Source organism: Arthrobacter sp. NPDC093125 (assembly GCF_044754225.1).
Classification (GTDB): Bacteria; Actinomycetota; Actinomycetes; order Actinomycetales; family Micrococcaceae; genus Arthrobacter.
Window position 1 is genome coordinate 99,001 of sequence record NZ_JBIVOQ010000002.1, and the last position, 15,122, is coordinate 114,122.

15 protein-coding genes are annotated in these 15,122 nt (G+C 67.4%); 7 read left to right on the plus strand and 8 right to left on the minus strand.

Annotation, left to right across the window (positions count from 1 at the left end; translation table 11 throughout):
• Nucleotides 1-41 precede the first annotated feature (41 nt).
• Together ACIP9X_RS04945 and ACIP9X_RS04950 are read right to left on the minus strand one after the other, a co-directional pair.
• Nucleotides 42-848 carry a transglutaminase family protein gene (locus tag ACIP9X_RS04945; RefSeq protein WP_400478621.1) on the minus strand — a complete coding sequence of 269 codons (807 nt, stop codon included), beginning with the start codon at nucleotides 846-848 and terminating at the stop codon, nucleotides 42-44.
• A 75-nt stretch (nucleotides 849-923) separates the two neighbouring features.
• The gene (locus ACIP9X_RS04950; RefSeq protein WP_400478622.1) at nucleotides 924-1,727 is read right to left on the minus strand and encodes a hypothetical protein; all 804 of its coding nucleotides are present in this window, start codon (nucleotides 1,725-1,727) and stop codon (nucleotides 924-926) included.
• Between the two features lie 98 nt (nucleotides 1,728-1,825).
• Between ACIP9X_RS04950 and ACIP9X_RS04955 the strand changes: the two genes are divergently transcribed.
• Nucleotides 1,826-2,488: a DUF1684 domain-containing protein gene (locus tag ACIP9X_RS04955; protein WP_400478623.1), complete on the plus strand. Its 663-nt coding sequence runs from the start codon at nucleotides 1,826-1,828 to the stop codon at nucleotides 2,486-2,488.
• An 85-nt stretch (nucleotides 2,489-2,573) separates the two neighbouring features.
• Nucleotides 2,574-3,488, plus strand: coding sequence for a fumarylacetoacetate hydrolase family protein (locus ACIP9X_RS04960; RefSeq protein WP_400478624.1), 915 nt, complete (start codon nucleotides 2,574-2,576; stop codon nucleotides 3,486-3,488).
• A gap of 3 nt (nucleotides 3,489-3,491) precedes the next feature.
• On the opposite strand, the gene ACIP9X_RS04965 is transcribed toward ACIP9X_RS04960, so the two are convergent.
• The 6 genes from ACIP9X_RS04965 to ACIP9X_RS04990 all read right to left on the minus strand — a co-directional run bounded on the left by ACIP9X_RS04965 (nucleotide 3,492) and on the right by ACIP9X_RS04990 (nucleotide 9,935).
• A complete protein-coding gene (locus ACIP9X_RS04965; RefSeq protein ID WP_400478625.1) occupies nucleotides 3,492-4,655 on the minus strand; it encodes a cysteine desulfurase family protein in 1,164 nt (387 codons plus the stop codon).
• 7 nt (nucleotides 4,656-4,662) lie between these two features.
• Nucleotides 4,663-5,535, minus strand: coding sequence for a carboxylating nicotinate-nucleotide diphosphorylase (gene nadC, locus ACIP9X_RS04970; RefSeq protein ID WP_400478626.1), 873 nt, complete (start codon nucleotides 5,533-5,535; stop codon nucleotides 4,663-4,665).
• A complete protein-coding gene (nadB, locus tag ACIP9X_RS04975; RefSeq protein ID WP_400478627.1) occupies nucleotides 5,528-7,249 on the minus strand; it encodes an L-aspartate oxidase in 1,722 nt (573 codons plus the stop codon). Before nadB ends, nadC begins: the two co-directional genes overlap by 8 nt.
• Nucleotides 7,250-7,280: 31 nt before the next feature.
• Nucleotides 7,281-8,588, minus strand: coding sequence for a quinolinate synthase NadA (gene nadA / locus ACIP9X_RS04980; protein WP_400478628.1), 1,308 nt, complete (start codon nucleotides 8,586-8,588; stop codon nucleotides 7,281-7,283).
• Entirely contained in the window at nucleotides 8,585-9,304 is a 720-nt protein-coding gene (locus tag ACIP9X_RS04985) for an NrtR DNA-binding winged helix domain-containing protein (RefSeq protein ID WP_400478629.1), read from the minus strand. The genes nadA and ACIP9X_RS04985 overlap by 4 nt, the downstream gene beginning before the upstream one ends.
• A gap of 151 nt (nucleotides 9,305-9,455) precedes the next feature.
• Nucleotides 9,456-9,935, minus strand: a complete 480-nt coding sequence (locus ACIP9X_RS04990; RefSeq protein ID WP_400478630.1) for an Lrp/AsnC family transcriptional regulator — start codon at nucleotides 9,933-9,935, stop codon at nucleotides 9,456-9,458.
• A 178-nt stretch (nucleotides 9,936-10,113) separates the two neighbouring features.
• On the opposite strand from ACIP9X_RS04990, the gene ACIP9X_RS04995 reads away from it, so the two are divergent.
• The 5 genes from ACIP9X_RS04995 to ACIP9X_RS05015 all read left to right on the plus strand — a co-directional run bounded on the left by ACIP9X_RS04995 (nucleotide 10,114) and on the right by ACIP9X_RS05015 (nucleotide 15,023).
• Nucleotides 10,114-11,571, plus strand: a complete 1,458-nt coding sequence (locus ACIP9X_RS04995) for an amino acid permease (protein ID WP_400478631.1) — start codon at nucleotides 10,114-10,116, stop codon at nucleotides 11,569-11,571.
• Nucleotides 11,572-11,789: 218 nt separating this feature from the next.
• A complete protein-coding gene (locus ACIP9X_RS05000) occupies nucleotides 11,790-12,839 on the plus strand; it encodes a thiamine pyrophosphate-dependent enzyme (protein WP_400478632.1) in 1,050 nt (349 codons plus the stop codon).
• Complete coding sequence (locus tag ACIP9X_RS05005) at nucleotides 12,832-13,869, plus strand: alpha-ketoacid dehydrogenase subunit beta (RefSeq protein ID WP_400478633.1); 1,038 nt, start codon at nucleotides 12,832-12,834, stop codon at nucleotides 13,867-13,869. Before ACIP9X_RS05000 ends, ACIP9X_RS05005 begins: the two co-directional genes overlap by 8 nt.
• Nucleotides 13,862-14,191: a biotin/lipoyl-containing protein gene (locus tag ACIP9X_RS05010; protein ID WP_400478634.1), complete on the plus strand. Its 330-nt coding sequence runs from the start codon at nucleotides 13,862-13,864 to the stop codon at nucleotides 14,189-14,191. Before ACIP9X_RS05005 ends, ACIP9X_RS05010 begins: the two co-directional genes overlap by 8 nt.
• 4 nt (nucleotides 14,192-14,195) lie before the next feature.
• A complete protein-coding gene (locus tag ACIP9X_RS05015; RefSeq protein ID WP_400478635.1) occupies nucleotides 14,196-15,023 on the plus strand; it encodes an alpha/beta fold hydrolase in 828 nt (275 codons plus the stop codon).
• The last annotated feature ends 99 nt before the right edge of the window (nucleotides 15,024-15,122 follow it).

Below are 15,122 nucleotides of genomic sequence, written 5' to 3' on the forward strand. Positions count from 1 at the left end.
CCGCCAGCTGCCTGTTTCCGCCGTCTGGCCGAACACTGCCGCTAGCGTATGACGGCGAGCTTGTCCGGGTCCTCGGCCGGCAGCTCGCCGTTGACCGTTGCGATAACCTTCATTTCCTTCAGCGACAGGCTGCCGCCCACTGTGGACAGGAAGGCGGTGTCGGAGGAGTCCCGGCCCGCTGTGATCCGGAGCATTGAGTCCCGGGGAGCCAGCCCGGTGGGGTCGATGACGTGCCAGGCACCATCGATGTGCGCCTCGGCCACCGCGTGGAAGTCCATGGGCGAGAGCCCGGGCGCATACACCGCGGCGAGCCGGGCCGGCACGTTCTTCGCCCGCAGCAGGGAGATGGCAAGGTGGGCATAGTCCCGGCAGACTCCCCGCCGGTTCAGGAGGGTTTCCACTGCACCGTCGGTGCCGCGGGACGACCCGCTGACGTAGCGGAGTTCGCCGTTGACCCATCTGCGCACGGCGAAGAGCAGTTCCTCCCCCTGCAGGCCGCCGAACTCCGCGTAGGACGTGGGAAGCAGCCGGTCCGACTCGGCATAGCGGCTGGGCCGGACGTACCGGATCAGCTCCATCAGCGAGGTCTCATCCGGTTCCGCGAAGCCCCTGACCGTTGCTGCATAGTCAACCGTGACTTCGGTGGGCTCTGCAAACTCCATGTAGTGGAACCTGCCGCCGTGGTGGTCGGACAACTCAGTCAGCGGGATCTGTTCCCCGCCTGTCGTGACGGACAGTGTCTCGTCGAACGACGTGTAGCCCGGATTGCGGGCGACGGCAATGGCCAGTGCCACCTTGGTTTCGGCTACGGTCTTGAATACCAGGTGGGCAGCCACCGTGCGTTCCATGATTCTCCGGGGTGTGAGGAAAGCGGAAATAAAAGCCGCGGCTGCGGACGGCAGGGTGGGCCTGAAAGCAGCGGACTAGTTCTTGATCTCCAGAGACATTAGCATCCGCTGGACATTGGCGAACTCCGGGCCCTTGTTCACGTAGTCGGCGGCCTGATCCAGCGTGTCAAACGCCTTCGCCGGCGCCACCTTCTCATCGGGAGCGAAGGACTTCAGGGAGGAGACGTCGCTGAAGGAATAGTTGCCCGTGCCTTCCAGTCCACGGACCACATTCTGCAGCTGGCAGGCCTTGGAGTCGGCGCCGCCCACGATGTTGGTGATTCCGTAGGAGCCAAAGAACCTGTAGCCCTGCATCACCCTGAACACGACGTGGGGAGAGATGGTGCCCTCGCCTCCGCTGTGCGGCAGCTCCACCGGGACGCTGCTGACCACCACGTAGGACTTCTTGGCGGACGCTGCACATGCGGGAGGGGTGACCTCCGGCAGCCCGGTCTGGAGTGTGGCCAGATAGGTTCCCTCCCCGTCCTTGACCTCCACTTTCACAGCGCCGGGAAGCGTCCCCTTGTCCGGCTCGACGGACTGGGCTATCCACTCCCGCGGCAGTTCGAAACTGACCTTCTTGGCGGGGTCGGTAAAGACCTTCCAGTCCGACGCCGTTGCCCCGGGTGACGAGGAGGGATCGCCGGAGGCGGTGGCTGACGGAGCGGCGGTTCCCGGAGTTGCGCCCGGGGTCGTCCCCGGACTCGCTGTACCCCCGCTTGGCTCCACGGTCCATACCGGGGCACCCCTGCCGTCACTGCCGCACCCGGCCAGGAGCGTTGCAGCGAGCAGCGCCGCAGCAGTCGCGCCGGCCACGCGGGAAACTGTCATCCCTGTCATGCCTCCAGCGTAGTCCGCGCCTCCGCGCCGGCTCGCGGCTTTCGCCGCCGTGTTGCCGGAGTCAAGGCGCCCGCCGGGCAGGGGGCTAGGCTGGGGACATGGCGGAATACGAGCAGGACGCGGCAGAGAAAACCCTGGCGGGCATGTCCGCCGTCGACATCGCTGACTGGCGGCTGCGGACCTTCGCCCTGTACGACCATGTCCGCAAAATCGCCGCGGACAGCCCCGCCGAAGCGCACTCCTACTGGCGGCAGGAACGGGACCGCATGTTCGCCACACATCCGGCATCCGCCCTTACCCCGGAAGCGAAAGCCAGCTTCGCCGGCCTTAAGACCGCCGACTACGATCCGATCTACCGCTTCGAGGTGCCGCTGACCAAGGAAGGTGCCGGGCGTGAGATGACAATCGAAACCGGCACGGACGGCGCGGTCAGATTCGTCAGGCTGGGAACGTTCGACCTGCCGGAGATGGGCCAGCTCGCAGTGTGGAAGCTGCTGGGCTACGGCGGCGGCATCTTCGTTCCTTTCCGCGATGCCACCGCCGGCACGCCCGGCGGCAGCTATGGAGCAGGCCGGTACCTGCTGGACACCATCAAGGGGGCGTTCCACGGCGTCCGCGGGTCGGGCCCTGACGCGCCCTTTGTGCTGGACTTCAACTTTGCCTACAACCCGTCGTGCGCCTACAACGAAGCATGGGCGTGCCCTCTGGCCGGCCCCGAGAACCGCCTCGCCGTCGAGATCCCGGTCGGCGAACTCTACTGAAAGCCTGCCCGGCGCACCACGCCCAACGCATACTGCCCAACCCGCCTCGCGGGACGCCGTGCCGGGACCTGCTTACGATAGCTGAATGACTCCAGTTCCTCCCCGGCGGATTGCACGCGTCCGCCCGCTCTCCCCTGCACGTCACAACACTGCCGCTGACAACACTGCCGCCGACACCAGTTCCGTGGAGAACACGCGGGCGGACTACCCGCCCGTTCCTGGTGGTGAGCAGTTCTTTGTCGCCAACGATGACGCCGGCTTCTCGTCCGGGGACCGGACTCTGTGGACGGTCATCGACAGCCCGTTCCCCGGCTCGCATGCGAACACGGGCAGCGCGCCTCGTTCGGGGTGGAAGCCGGGCGACACAGTCCGGCAGGAGTCGTTCACATTCCTTGCGCCAAGCGTTCCCGCGAACGTGCTCGGGATGGCCCATAACACCGGGCAAGCCGGCCGCGACCTCCCGCCCCAGGCCTTCCACAAGGCGGCCACGAGTGTGATCGGGCCGGGCGAGGCCATTGAGCTTGCCGCGGGTCTGGGCCTCGTGGAGCCGGAGGCGGAACTGGCGGCTGTCATCGGACGCATGGCCAAGGGCCTGACGCTGGACAACGCCCGCAGCGCCGTCCTCGGCTTCACGATCGGCAACGACGTGACCGCCCGCGACCTGCAGAAATCGGATGACCTGTGGATCAGTGCCAAGAGCCAGGACACCTTCACGCCGGCCGGCCCGTGGATCGTCACCGGCATCGACGAGACGGAGCTGCCCATCGGCATCGTCCACAACGGAACCGCACTTGCCCCGGCCAGCACCGCGGACCTTGGCTGGAAACTGGACGAGATCCTGGTCTACCTGACGTCCTTTATGACCCTGCACCCTGGCGACCTGGTCCTCACCGGATTCCCGGCCTCCACTGCCCCGCTCCGGCTGGGCGACATCGTCACGTGCCGGGTGGGCGGCATCGGAGAACTCACCAATCCGGTCACCGCTGCCGGCCGGAAGTAGCCGCTAACCGGGCATGTGGCCCAGCGTCCGGACACTTCCGACGGCGGCCTGGACGGCAGACGCTGCTGCCTCAAGATCCGCCGCGGTCACCGAGGCATCGAAGCTGAATCGGACGGCGGTCTGCGCAACCTCACCCTCGATGCCCAGGGCGAGCAGCACGGCTGACGGTGCATCCGATCCCGCGGCACAGGCCGACCCGCTCGAGCACACCACGCCCTGGCGTTCCAGTTCGAGCAGTACCGATTCACCGCTGGTGCCCGGAAAGCAGAAGGAAGCGATAGATGGCAGCCGGTCCACCGGATGGCCTGTCAGCACCGCGCCCGGAACCCCTTCCAGGACGGCCGTGATGAAGGCGTCCCGCAGCCGGACCACCGTCCCGGCGCGACGTGCCTGGTCCGCGTGGGCCAGTGTGAGCGCGGTGGCGAGGCCCACGGCCCCGGCCACATTCTCCGTGCCGGACCGGCGGCCGCGTTCCTGGCCGCCGCCGTGCATCAGCGGTTCCACACGGGTCCGGCCACGGACGAACAGCACACCGCAGCCCTTCGGCGCGCCGAGCTTGTGCCCTGAGATGCTCAGGGCGTCGACGCCGAGGACCTTCACATCCAGCGGCAGCCAGCCGGCGGCCTGCACGGCGTCAGTGTGGAACGGCACGCCCTGCTCCCGGGCCACAGCCGCCAGGTCAGCCACCGGCTGGACGGTTCCCACCTCGTTGTTGGCGTACATGATGCTGACCACTGCCGTTTCAGGGCGCAGCACAGCGGCCAGTGCCTCCGGGGTCACCCGCCCGGCACGGTCCACCGGCACCACGTCGACAGCGAAGCCGTGAAAGCGCTCGAGGTAGCGGGCGGATTCCTCCACGGCAGGATGCTCGACGGCGCTGATCACCACGCGGTTCAGCGCCGTGTCCGCAGCCTGCCGGGCCAGCGCCATGCCCTTGACGGCAAGGTTGTCGGCCTCCGTGCCACCGGAGGTGAACGTCACCTCGCCGGGTCTGCAGCCCAGCACCTTGGCAACGGTCTTGCGGGCGTCGGCGAGCGCCGTGGCGGCTGAACCGCCCAGCGAGTGGTGGCTGGAAGGGTTGCCGAATTCGCCGGTGAGGAAGGGCCACATGGCCTCCAGCACCTCACGCCGCACGGGCGTGGTGGCTGCTGCGTCAAGGAAGATCATGGCTGGCTCAGCCCACCGCCAGCTCGACGTCCAGGCCGAGGTCCAGGGCGGTGACGGTGTGCGTCAGGGCGCCGACGGAGATGACGTCCACGCCCGCCGCCGCAATGCCAGCCACAGTGCGGAGGTTGACGTTGCCGCTGGCCTCCACCACCGCCCGGCCTCCCACCTGGCGCACTCCGGCCTGCAACTCCTCCAGGGAGAAGTTGTCCAGCATGATCGTGTCCACACCGGCCGCCAGGACGGGTTCGATCTGGTCGGCGCTGTCCACCTCCACCTCGAAGTGTGTGGTGTGCCCGAGCTGCGCCTTCGCGGCGGCCAGCAGGGTGGTGAGCTTTTCCGGATCGCCCCCGGTCATCACGGCGAGGTGGTTGTCTTTGGCGAGCACGGCGTCCGAGAGGCTGTAGCGGTGGTTGGTGCCGCCTCCGCAGCGCACCGCGTAGCGCTCCAAAACACGCAGGCCGGGAGTTGTCTTCCGGGTGTCCGCGATGCGGGCCTTGGTCCCGTCCACGAGCCGGACGAATTCGGCGGTGCGGGTGGCGATGGCGCTCATGCGCTGCGCCAGGTTCAGGCCGACACGTTCCGCAAGCAGCACGCTGCGGGCCCGTCCGCTGACCCGTGCGAGGCTGGTCCCGGCGTCGAACGCTTCACCGTCTGTCACCAGGAGTTCCACCTCGGTGTCCGGATCGATCAGCAGCATGGCGTCGCGGAAGACAGTGCCGCCGCTGAAGACGCCGGCAACGCGGGCGTTCAGCACGGCCGTGGCACGTGCCTCCGCGGGAATCAGCAGCTGCGACGTGATGTCGCCGCTCGGGGCGTCCTCGGCGAACGCCCGTTCCAGGATGTCCCGGACGGGTGCTGCGGGGAGGGTCAGGCTAGTCATGGACGAGGCTCGCTTTCCGGCTCATGGTGTATTGCGTGTCAATGTTTTCAACGGCCACTGCACCAGCCGTGTGTGCCTCCGGCACGCCGTCCCCGCGGTAATGTGCGCCCAGTGACGTGTGGCGCCCGCGGGCGGCATGGACCAGAAGCTGGGCGGCCAGCAGGAGGTTGGCATCCTCGTGCTCGCGCGGATCCTCCACCTCTGGCACGCTCTCCGGACGGACGCCGGCGGCCCACGCCGCGAGCGCGGCACCGGCCTCTCGCAGCTGCGTCCCGGTACGAAGCACCCCGACCTTGGCAGTCATCAGCCGCCGCAGCGCACTGCGTGAGAACTCCCCCGGCCCGGCAAAGGCAGTCTCTCGAGGCCCCGGACCGGGCGTGCGGTCAAACTCCCAGCCCGGCTTTGTGAACCGGCCAGCGGGCGAATCGCTCAATACTGATTCGACGGCGCGCCGGCCGAAAACAAGCCCTTCGAGGAGGGAGTTGCTAGCCAGCCTGTTGGCGCCCTGGACCCCGGTGCAGGCGACTTCGCCGGCTGCATAGAGACCCGGGACGGTGGTGCGGCCGTGCAGGTCGGTGGAGACGCCGCCCATCCAGTAGTGTGCCGCCGGTGCGACGGGGACGAGGTCCTTGGTCCAGTCGACGCCGGCCTCGCCTGTCCGGCGGGTGATCGTGGGGAAGCGCCTCGCCAGGAATCCGGCTCCCCTGGCGTCCTCGATCACGCGGGCGTCGAGGTATACGTGGCCGTTGGGGTCGCCCAGTGCCGCGAGGTGGAGGGCAATGCAGCGGGAAACGACGTCCCGCGGGGCGAGTTCGGCGTCCGCGTGGTAACCCGGCATGAAGCGGTGTCCGCGGGCATCCACCAGGATGGCCCCCTCGCCCCGGACCGCTTCGGAAATCAGCAGCGGGTCCTGGTTGCCCTCGGACTCTGCCGCTTCAGCGGTGCGGACCATGCATGTGGGATGGAACTGGAAGAACTCGAGGTCCGCGACGGCAGCCCCGGCGCGCCAGGCCAGCGCCAGGCCATCCGCGGTCGCCACGGAAGGATTCGTAGTCTGGGCAAAGAGCTGCCCGGCACCGCCGGTGGCAAGCAGCACAGCGTCCGCGTGCATGCTTTTCAGCTGGCCGTCGTGCAGGTACTCCACGCCCGTCACCCGCCCGTCCGACTGGATCAGTGCCGTGGTGCGGGCATGTCCCAGCAGCCGGATCGTTCCGGAAGCCTGGGCCGCAAGCACGGCGCAGATCAAGGCGTTGGCGATCCCCGCGCCGGTGGCGTCACCGCCGGCATGCAGGATGCGCGGTGCTGAGTGGGCGGCTTCCAGGCCCAGGGCAGGATCGCCGTCGTCGTCCACGTCAAAGCGCACGCCGAAGCGTTCCAGCCCGGCGATGTCCCGGCGCGCTTCGCTGCAAAGCACCTGGACGGCGTCCGGGTTGCAGTGGCCGCCGCCCGCCTTCAGCGTGTCCGCGATGTGCGCCGCCACGGTGTCACCCGGTGCCGGTTCGTCGAGGACAGCCGAAATGCCGCCCTGGGCGTAATACGTGTTGCTGTCGGCGAGCGCGCCCTTGGTCAGCAGCACGACGTCGGCCCCGGCCTCGGAGGCGAGCAGCGCGGCGTACAGACCGGCGATGCCGCTGCCGACGACGATGAGCCGCCGGCCGCCGGAGACGTCGCTTCCGTTGGGCTGGGCCATCCGAGCCTCACTTTCCCGTGTCATTGGGGCTTGCGTGTCATTGCGGTGTGCAGCGTTACTGGGGCTTCGCGGCCAGCATGCGCTCGAGAGCGATCCTGGCGTTCTGCTGCACGGCGTCATCAACGGTGATGCGGTTGACAACGCGGCCGGCGACGAGCTCCTCCAGCACCCAGGCCAGGTAGCCGGGGTGGATCCGGTACATGGTGGAGCATGGGCAGATCACGGGGTCGAGGCAGAAGATGGTGTGCTGCGGGTACTGCGCCGCGAGCCTGTTGACCATGTTGATCTCCGTGCCGATGGCGAACACGGTCGGTTCTTCTGCAGCGGCTATTGCCTTCTGGATGAAGTCCGTGGACCCGGCGGAGTCGGCTGCGTCCACCACTTCCATGGGGCATTCGGGGTGGACGATCACGTTGACGCCGGGGAAATCAGCGCGGGCCTTCTCAATCTGCGCCACGCTGAAGCGCTTGTGGACCGAGCAGAAACCGTGCCACAGGATCACACGGGAATCGAGCAGCGCCTGCTCATCATTGCCGCCGAGCTCCTTGCGCGGGTTCCACATGGGCATCTGCTCAAGGGGCACGCCCAGCGCTTTGGCGGTGTTGCGGCCCAGGTGCTGGTCAGGGAAGAACAGCACGCGCTGCCCCCGTTCGAAGGCCCATTCAAGGACCGTCTTGGCGTTGGAGGACGTGCACACGATGCCGCCGTGCTTGCCGCAGAAGGCTTTCAGTGCGGCGGAGGAGTTCATGTAGGTGACAGGAATGACCGGAACCCGGCCGTCGGCGTCGGGTTCGGTGCCGAAGATCTCTTCCAGCTGCTCCCAGCACTCCTCCACTGACTCCTCGTCCGCCATATCGGCCATCGAGCACCCCGCGGCGAGGTTCGGCAGGATGACTGCCTGCTCCGGCTTGGAGAGGGTGTCGGCGGTCTCCGCCATGAAGTGCACGCCGCAGAAGACGATGGCCTCGGCGTCGGGACGGGTGAGGGCGGCGTTGGCCAGCTGGAAGGAATCGCCTACGAAGTCGGCGTACTGCACCACCTCGTCGCGCTGGTAGAAGTGTCCCAGGATGACGGCGCGGTCCCCGAGTGTGGCCTTGGCTGCGCGGATCCGGGCATCGAGCTCGCCATCGCTGGCGAGCTTGTACTCCTCCGGGAGCTGGCCCTGCCGGGGCGTGGACGGAGGGGCGACGTCAGCGCTGGATGCGCCAGGGCCGTACGCGGGCACGCCGGCGAGGGCTTCAGCGAGGTCGTAGTCCCATGGCCCCTTGGCGAGCGCTGAGCTGCACGTGCTGCCGGCGGCGGCGGCGCCTTTCTCGGCCTGCTCGCGCGTAATCAGCTGGATTGCCGTGTTGACGCTGCTCATGGGGTGCTCCTGTTATCTGGGTCGAGGCCGGGGCGGCCGGTGTATCGGTAGAGGCGGGGTGGGCGGTGCTTGCCGCCCTGAAGGTATTCACCGGTTTCCTCGATGTCCGGTGTGGCTTTGATCTGGCGGCGGAAGTTGGCCGGATCCAAGTGAGTGTCCAGGACGGCCTCATAGACCTCCCGGACCTGGGCGAGCGTGAAGTACTCGCCGAGGAAGTGGTACGCGATGGAGCCGTAAGCGAGCTTGTTGCGGAGCCGCCAGAGGGCATAGTCAACAATGGCGTTGTGGTCGAAGGCCAGATCTCCCAGCTTGTCCGCCCGGAACCACCTGACATTTTCGGATTCCGTGGTCAGCGCGGCCTCGGTGGGCTGGACCAGCGCCCAATACACAATCGAAACCACCCGCTGGGTGGGTGAACGGTGGAGGCCGCCGAAGGCGTACAGCTGTTCAAGGTAGCTGGGCGTCAGGCCCGTGGTTTCGCGCAGATTCCGCGAGGCGGCGTCCTGCAGCGATTCAGAGTGGGTGAGCGGTCCGCCGGGAAGCGCCCACAGGCCTTTATACGGCTCGCGGATGCGGCGCACCAGCGGGAGCCACAGCGTGGGGCGGCCGGACGCCTCGCTGGGCCGGAGCGCGAAGATCACGGTGGAGATGGCGAGCGACGGCGGCGCGGTCTGCCGCTCGGCCACGTTGGCTGATGTGGTGTACACGGTATTCACCCGCTTCGCTGCGTCGCCGGGAGGCCTTGACGGCCGTCCCGTTAGTTATAGTCAAAGTGACTAAAACTGATTCTACGGGTGGGAGGGCGCAGAACAAAATGTTTCAGGAGGGGATGCTATTCCGTCGGCTCTGCTGGTGTAGGCCCTGCCGCTACGGACGGGCCTGGGCTGCCACTGCCTCCAGCAAGGGCAGCGTCCTGCCCTGGAAGTGCGTATTGAGTACGATCACCGACGACGAGCGGAGCACGGTCCTGGTCGCGATCATGGCATCGAGCACACGCTGCAGGTCCGAATTGGAGCGCGCGGCAATGCGTGCCATCAGGTCAAAGCCGCCGGAAACTGTGTGGATCTCGATCAGCTCGGGAATACCCGCGAGCGCCTCGACCACCGCATCGTGCCCCAGGTCCTGATTGATGGTGAACGAGCAGAAGGCGACAACAGGAAAGCCAAACCCGGAAGGGTCCGGCTGTGGGACCCACGATCCGATGACGCCGTCCCCGGTCATCCGGTCCAGCCGGGCCTGCACTGTGGCGCGGGCGATTTTCAGCACCCGCGAAGCCTCCAGCACAGAGGATCTCGGGGAATCCGTAAAGAATCGGACAATTTTGGCGTCCAGACCGTCGACTGCCATCACTCTTCCTCGCCATTGGGGAAACAGCACAGCAGTCTGCAAGTCCATCCCCAGTTGCTGTGCACAATGTGCTCCCATGTTCTCACAGCCGGATGCAGTGGCGGCGGACACAAGACGGTAAATTCGTAAGGTCCCAAAAGGACTCGTGATTCCACCGACCCCAAGAAGGTACGCAGGCATGACAATGAAGTCCACGGCAGAGCGTCCGCCAGCAGAACTCGGCCACAGCATGAAACCCAGGCAGCTGACCATGATGGGCCTGGGCAGTGCCATCGGCGCCGGGCTCTTCCTCGGCTCAGGAGCCGGCGTCCAGTCCGCCGGCCCGGCGGTCCTCCTTTCCTACCTCGTGGCCGGAACGCTGATCATCCTGGTCATGTGGGCCCTCGGCGAGATGGCCGCTGCCAACCCCACCAGCGGAGCGTTCTCCGTTTACGCCGAGAAGGCCATGGGCAAGACCGCGGGCGCCACCGTGGGCTGGCTCTGGTGGCTGCAGCTCGTGGTGGTCATCGCGGCGGAAGCCCTCGGTGCGGCGGGGCTGCTGTTCTCGGTCTGGCCGATGGTTCCGGTCTGGGCCCTTGCCCTCACGTTCATGGTGGTGTTTACCGCCATCAACCTCGCGGGCGTGAAGAACTTCGGTGAATTTGAGTTCTGGTTCGCCATCCTCAAAGTCGCCGCCATCGTGGCGTTCCTGGCCATCGGCGCCGCTCTGCTCCTTGGAGTCCTGCCTGGCGTAACCTCCCCTGGCCTGGCCAACATCACCGGCGATTTCGCTCCTGCCGGCCTCGGCGGCATTGCCACCGCCCTGTTTGTGGTGATTTTTGCCTTCGGCGGCACAGAAATCGTCAGCGTCGCCGCCGCAGAGACCGAGAACCCTGAGCGCAGCGTGGCCCAGGCCATCCGCACAGTGGTCTGGCGCATCCTGGTCTTCTACATCGGATCCGTGTTCGTCATCGCCGCGGTGCTGCCGGCCAGCTCCGAGGCACTCGCATCGCCCTTCGCCGGCGTTCTGGACGCCGCCCGCATCCCCGGTGCCGCGACGGCGATAACCCTGGTGGCCGTCGTCGCACTTCTTTCGGCACTCAACGCCAACCTGTACGGCGCTTCCCGCATGGTGTACTCCCTGTCCCAGCGCCGCGAGGCACCCCGCTTCCTGTCGGCACTGAGCGGCGCGAAAGTCCCGATGGTCGCCGTGGGCGTCTCCGTGGCGTTCGGCTTTATCGCCACCGTCCTGGAGCTGCTGTTTCCCGAACGGATCCTGCCTGCGCTGTTCCAGCTGGTCGGTTCGACGTGCCTGGTGGTGTGGGGCTCGGCGCTCGTTACCCAGCTGATCCTGCGCCGCCGGGCGGACCGCGACGGCACTCCCCTGCCCCTGCGGATGAAGGGCTTCCCGGCCCTCACGGTGTTCGGACTGGTGCTGCTGGGGCTCGTCTTCGCCGTGGGCTTCAGCGCCGAGAGCAGCCGCGTTCAACTGGTCAGCACTCTTGTGCTCATTGCAGGCATCGCCGCCGCGTGCCGCCTCGGAGCACGGCTTGCAGTCAGGCCCGCAGCAGGAGAGCCGCAGCCGGGCGTGCCCGCGCAGGATGACCCGGAACAGGGCGAGGCTGCACCGGGCGAGACAGCCCGGCTACCCAAGTAAGTAGCAGCACAGGCCGTTCCCAGCGCTGGGAACGGCCTGAACTGCTACCCAGTTGGGGGCGCAACCGCAGCAACCGCAAGCGGCAGGAATGTGAGAAGGCCGGCCTGACTGCACAAACTGTGCAGCCGGGCCGGCCTTTTGCGGTGCAGTCATGACAGTCTGAGCGGCCTGCTCTTCGCTGATTGCCCAGCACCCGCACGGTGATTAGGGTCACAGGCATGGACACCTTGCCCCTTCCGGATGGCGGCAGCGCTGCCGCCCCGCCCACACCGGACACGCTGCGTGAGCTGTATTCGCTCATGGCTGCGGTCCGCCAGCTCGACGTCGCGGCCGTTGCCTGGCAGCGCCAGGGCATCATTCCCGGCTACGCCCCGGAGCTTGGCCAGGAAGCTGCCCAGGTGGGCAGCGCGTACGCCGTGGACACCTCGCGGGACTTCGTCTTCCCCACGTACCGGGAGACGGGCGTGGCCCGCGCCCTGGGTGTGGACATGGTGAAGTACATGTCCACCCACAAGGCCAGCTGGCACGGCGGGCTTTACGATCCGCAAATATCGCGTCTGGCTCCCATCCAGGCTGTCGTTGCCGGCTCCGTACTGCACGCAGTGGGCTGGGCCCACGGCCAGACGCTGGCCCGCACCGCCGGCGGCAGGCTCGCCGTCGCGATGACCTACTTCGGTGACGGGGCGTCCTCGCAGGGCGACGTCCACGAGGCGATGAACTTTGCAGCAGTGCTGAAGGCGCCCGTTGTGTTCTTCGTCCAGAACAACGGCTGGGCGATCTCGGTTCCCACCGAGCGGCAGGTTGCCGGCGGCTCCGTGGCCGCCCGTGCAGCCGGTTACGGCATTCCCGCGCTGCAGGTGGACGGCAACGACGTCGTCGCCGTCCTCCAGGCCACGCAGCGCGCCTTCGCCCACTGCCGCTCCGGCAACGGCCCCGTACTGATCGAGGCCATGACCTACCGCCGCGGCCCGCACTCCACCTCCGACGACCCCGGGCGCTACCGCTCGCTCAGCGAGGAACGCGACGGCGCCGGAGAGGACCCGCTGGAGCGGCTCCGGCGGCAGTTACTCGCCGACGGCGGTGCCGACGACGGGTTCTTCCCACAGGCACACGCCGCCGCTGTCGCCGAGGCAGACACAGTCCGCGAAGGCCTCGAAGCGCTGGGGCCCCGGCCGGGCAGCGAAATGTTTGATCTGGTCTTCCAGGAACCAACACCCGCGCTGCAGTCCCAAGCTGCCAAGTGGCGCGAGGAGTCAGAACATGTCTAACGCCATTCTTGAGGACGGGGCGGCTAAGACCGGAGTCGGCGTCACCCTGTCCATGCAGCAGGCCCTGAACCGCGCCCTCGACGAGATTCTTGCGGAGAACCCCAAGGCCGTCATTTTCGGCGAGGACTGCGGACAGCTGGGCGGCGTCTTCCGCGTCACCGACGGGCTGCAGGCGAAGCACGGCGCAGACCGGGTGTTCGACACGCCGCTGGCGGAGTCCGGCATCCTGGGTCTGGCGGCCGGCCTCGCCATGGCAGGGTTCCACCCCCTTCCGGAGGTGCAGTTCGACGGCTTCGCCTATCCCGCCATCAACCAGATTGTCTGCCAGATCGCCCGGATGAACTACCGCAGCCGGGGCTCGCTGCCGATGCCCGTGACACTGCGGGTGCCGAGTTTCGGCGGCATCCGCGCCCCTGAACACCACGGCGAAAGCCTCGAAGCCCTCTTCGCGCATGTGCCGGGGCTCAAGGTCGTCTCGCCGTCCACCCCGCACGAGGCGTACCACCTGCTCAAATACGCCGCGGCGCGCCCGGATCCGGTGATCTTCATGGAACCGAAGTCGCGCTACTGGCAGAAGGGCGCCGTCGACCTCAAGACCGCCGACGCCGGCGGCAGCGCCCCCACCGGGGCCAAGGTCATGCGGGAGGGGCGGCACCTCACTCTCGTGGCCTGGGGAGCGATGGTCTTCCGATGCCTGCAGGTGGCCGATCTGGCGGCCGAGGACGGCATCGACGTCGAAGTACTGGATTTGCGCTGGATCAAACCCATCGACGCCGCGGCACTGGTGACGTCCGTGCAAAAGACGCGGCGCGCCGTCGTCGTCCATGAAGCGCCTTTGACGTCCGGGCTTGGAGCCGAAGTGGCACAGCTGATCACGCAGGGCTGCTTCGACACCCTGAAGGCCCCGGTGGAACGCGTGACGGGCTTCGACGTCCCGTACCCGGCAGGGGACCTTGAGGACGAATACATTCCCAACATCGACCGGATTCTTTTCGGCGTCCAGCGAGTATTGGAGTACCGACGTGGCTGAAGTTTCCTTCCCGCTGCCCGACCTCGGGGAAGGCCTCATCGAGGCGACCGTCCTGGAATGGCTGGTCTCCCCCGGCGACCAGGTCGAGCGCAACCAGCCGCTCGTCGAGGTGGAAACCGCGAAATCCGCTGTTGAATTGCCAAGCCCGCAGGCGGGTAAGGTGGTGCGTATCCACGGCGGGCCCGGCGACAAGATCAATGTCGGCGAGCCCCTGATCGTGTTTGAGGTGCCGGACACCACCGCCGGCATCGTGGGCACCGTCCCGAAGGAAGATGCACCAAAGCGCCGGGTCCGCCTGAGCGCCGTACTTGATGAGGACTGACATGATGAGCGGCAGACACACAGGCGAACAGCACTCCCACACCGTGGAGGGCACCGATCCCCAGCTGTATGTCGCGGTGCATGAGCCCAAGACGGACGCCGGCCTGCGGCCGATTCTGCTGATCCACGGTTTCTCGTCCTCAAGCAGGCTGAACTGGGAGGACACCGGCTGGGTCGCCGCGCTCCTGGACGCCGGCCGCCGTGTGATCGCGGTGGATCTGCCGGGCCACGGCCGCAGCGGCGCCCCCGAGGACATGGACTCCTATTCCCCCAGCCGCATCCGCGCCGACCTTCTGCAGCTAGCGTTCGACGCCGGAGCCCGGCCTTTGGAGCCCGGCAACCCTTCCAGCGGGCTTGACGTGATCGGCTATTCCCTCGGTTCCCGGCTCGCCTGGGAATTCGGCGCCACCCAGCCGGAGCTCGTGCACAAGCTGGTTCTGGGCGGGCCGAACATGGCCGACCCGCTGGCCGACTTCGACCTCATTGCCGCCCAGCATTACCTGGCCGACGGCACGCCCATCGCCGATGAATCCACTGCCGGGCTGCTGAGGATGGCCCAGGCCCTGCCGAGCAACAACATCTTCGCGCTGCTGTCCCTCATTGAGGCCATCAAAACCGAGCCCTACGACCCCTCCGAGGCGGTGCCGCACATGCCCATGCTGCTCATAGCCGGCGAAATCGACGAGCGCGCCGCGTCCATGCCGCAGCTCGCCGAACTGGCCGCCAAGGCCGGGTCCACGGCAGAGCAGCTGATCCTGCCGGGGCGGAACCATACCAACGCCGTGACCAGCAGGGCCTTCAAGCAGGCTGCGATCCAGTTCCTCGCGAGCTGAGGGCACAGGCCAGCTGACGGCTCTGGGCAGCTGAGGCGCCCTTTGCCGAATCAGTCCGGTCTCCTCGGCAAACTCTGCGGTCTCCCGACAGGCAGCGGC

Coding starts and splice junctions, on each gene's coding strand:
- ACIP9X_RS04945 (WP_400478621.1), bottom strand. CDS start 848: ATGGAACGCACGGTGGCTGCCCACCTGGTATTCAAGACCGTAGCCGAA.
- ACIP9X_RS04950 (WP_400478622.1), bottom strand. CDS start 1,727: ATGACAGGGATGACAGTTTCCCGCGTGGCCGGCGCGACTGCTGCGGCG.
- ACIP9X_RS04955 (WP_400478623.1), top strand. CDS start 1,826: ATGGCGGAATACGAGCAGGACGCGGCAGAGAAAACCCTGGCGGGCATG.
- ACIP9X_RS04960 (WP_400478624.1), top strand. CDS start 2,574: ATGACTCCAGTTCCTCCCCGGCGGATTGCACGCGTCCGCCCGCTCTCC.
- ACIP9X_RS04965 (WP_400478625.1), bottom strand. CDS start 4,655: ATGATCTTCCTTGACGCAGCAGCCACCACGCCCGTGCGGCGTGAGGTG.
- nadC (WP_400478626.1), bottom strand. CDS start 5,535: ATGACTAGCCTGACCCTCCCCGCAGCACCCGTCCGGGACATCCTGGAA.
- nadB (WP_400478627.1), bottom strand. CDS start 7,249: ATGACACGGGAAAGTGAGGCTCGGATGGCCCAGCCCAACGGAAGCGAC.
- nadA (WP_400478628.1), bottom strand. CDS start 8,588: ATGAGCAGCGTCAACACGGCAATCCAGCTGATTACGCGCGAGCAGGCC.
- ACIP9X_RS04990 (WP_400478630.1), bottom strand. CDS start 9,935: ATGGCAGTCGACGGTCTGGACGCCAAAATTGTCCGATTCTTTACGGAT.
- ACIP9X_RS04995 (WP_400478631.1), top strand. CDS start 10,114: ATGACAATGAAGTCCACGGCAGAGCGTCCGCCAGCAGAACTCGGCCAC.
- ACIP9X_RS05000 (WP_400478632.1), top strand. CDS start 11,790: ATGGACACCTTGCCCCTTCCGGATGGCGGCAGCGCTGCCGCCCCGCCC.
- ACIP9X_RS05005 (WP_400478633.1), top strand. CDS start 12,832: ATGTCTAACGCCATTCTTGAGGACGGGGCGGCTAAGACCGGAGTCGGC.
- ACIP9X_RS05015 (WP_400478635.1), top strand. CDS start 14,196: ATGAGCGGCAGACACACAGGCGAACAGCACTCCCACACCGTGGAGGGC.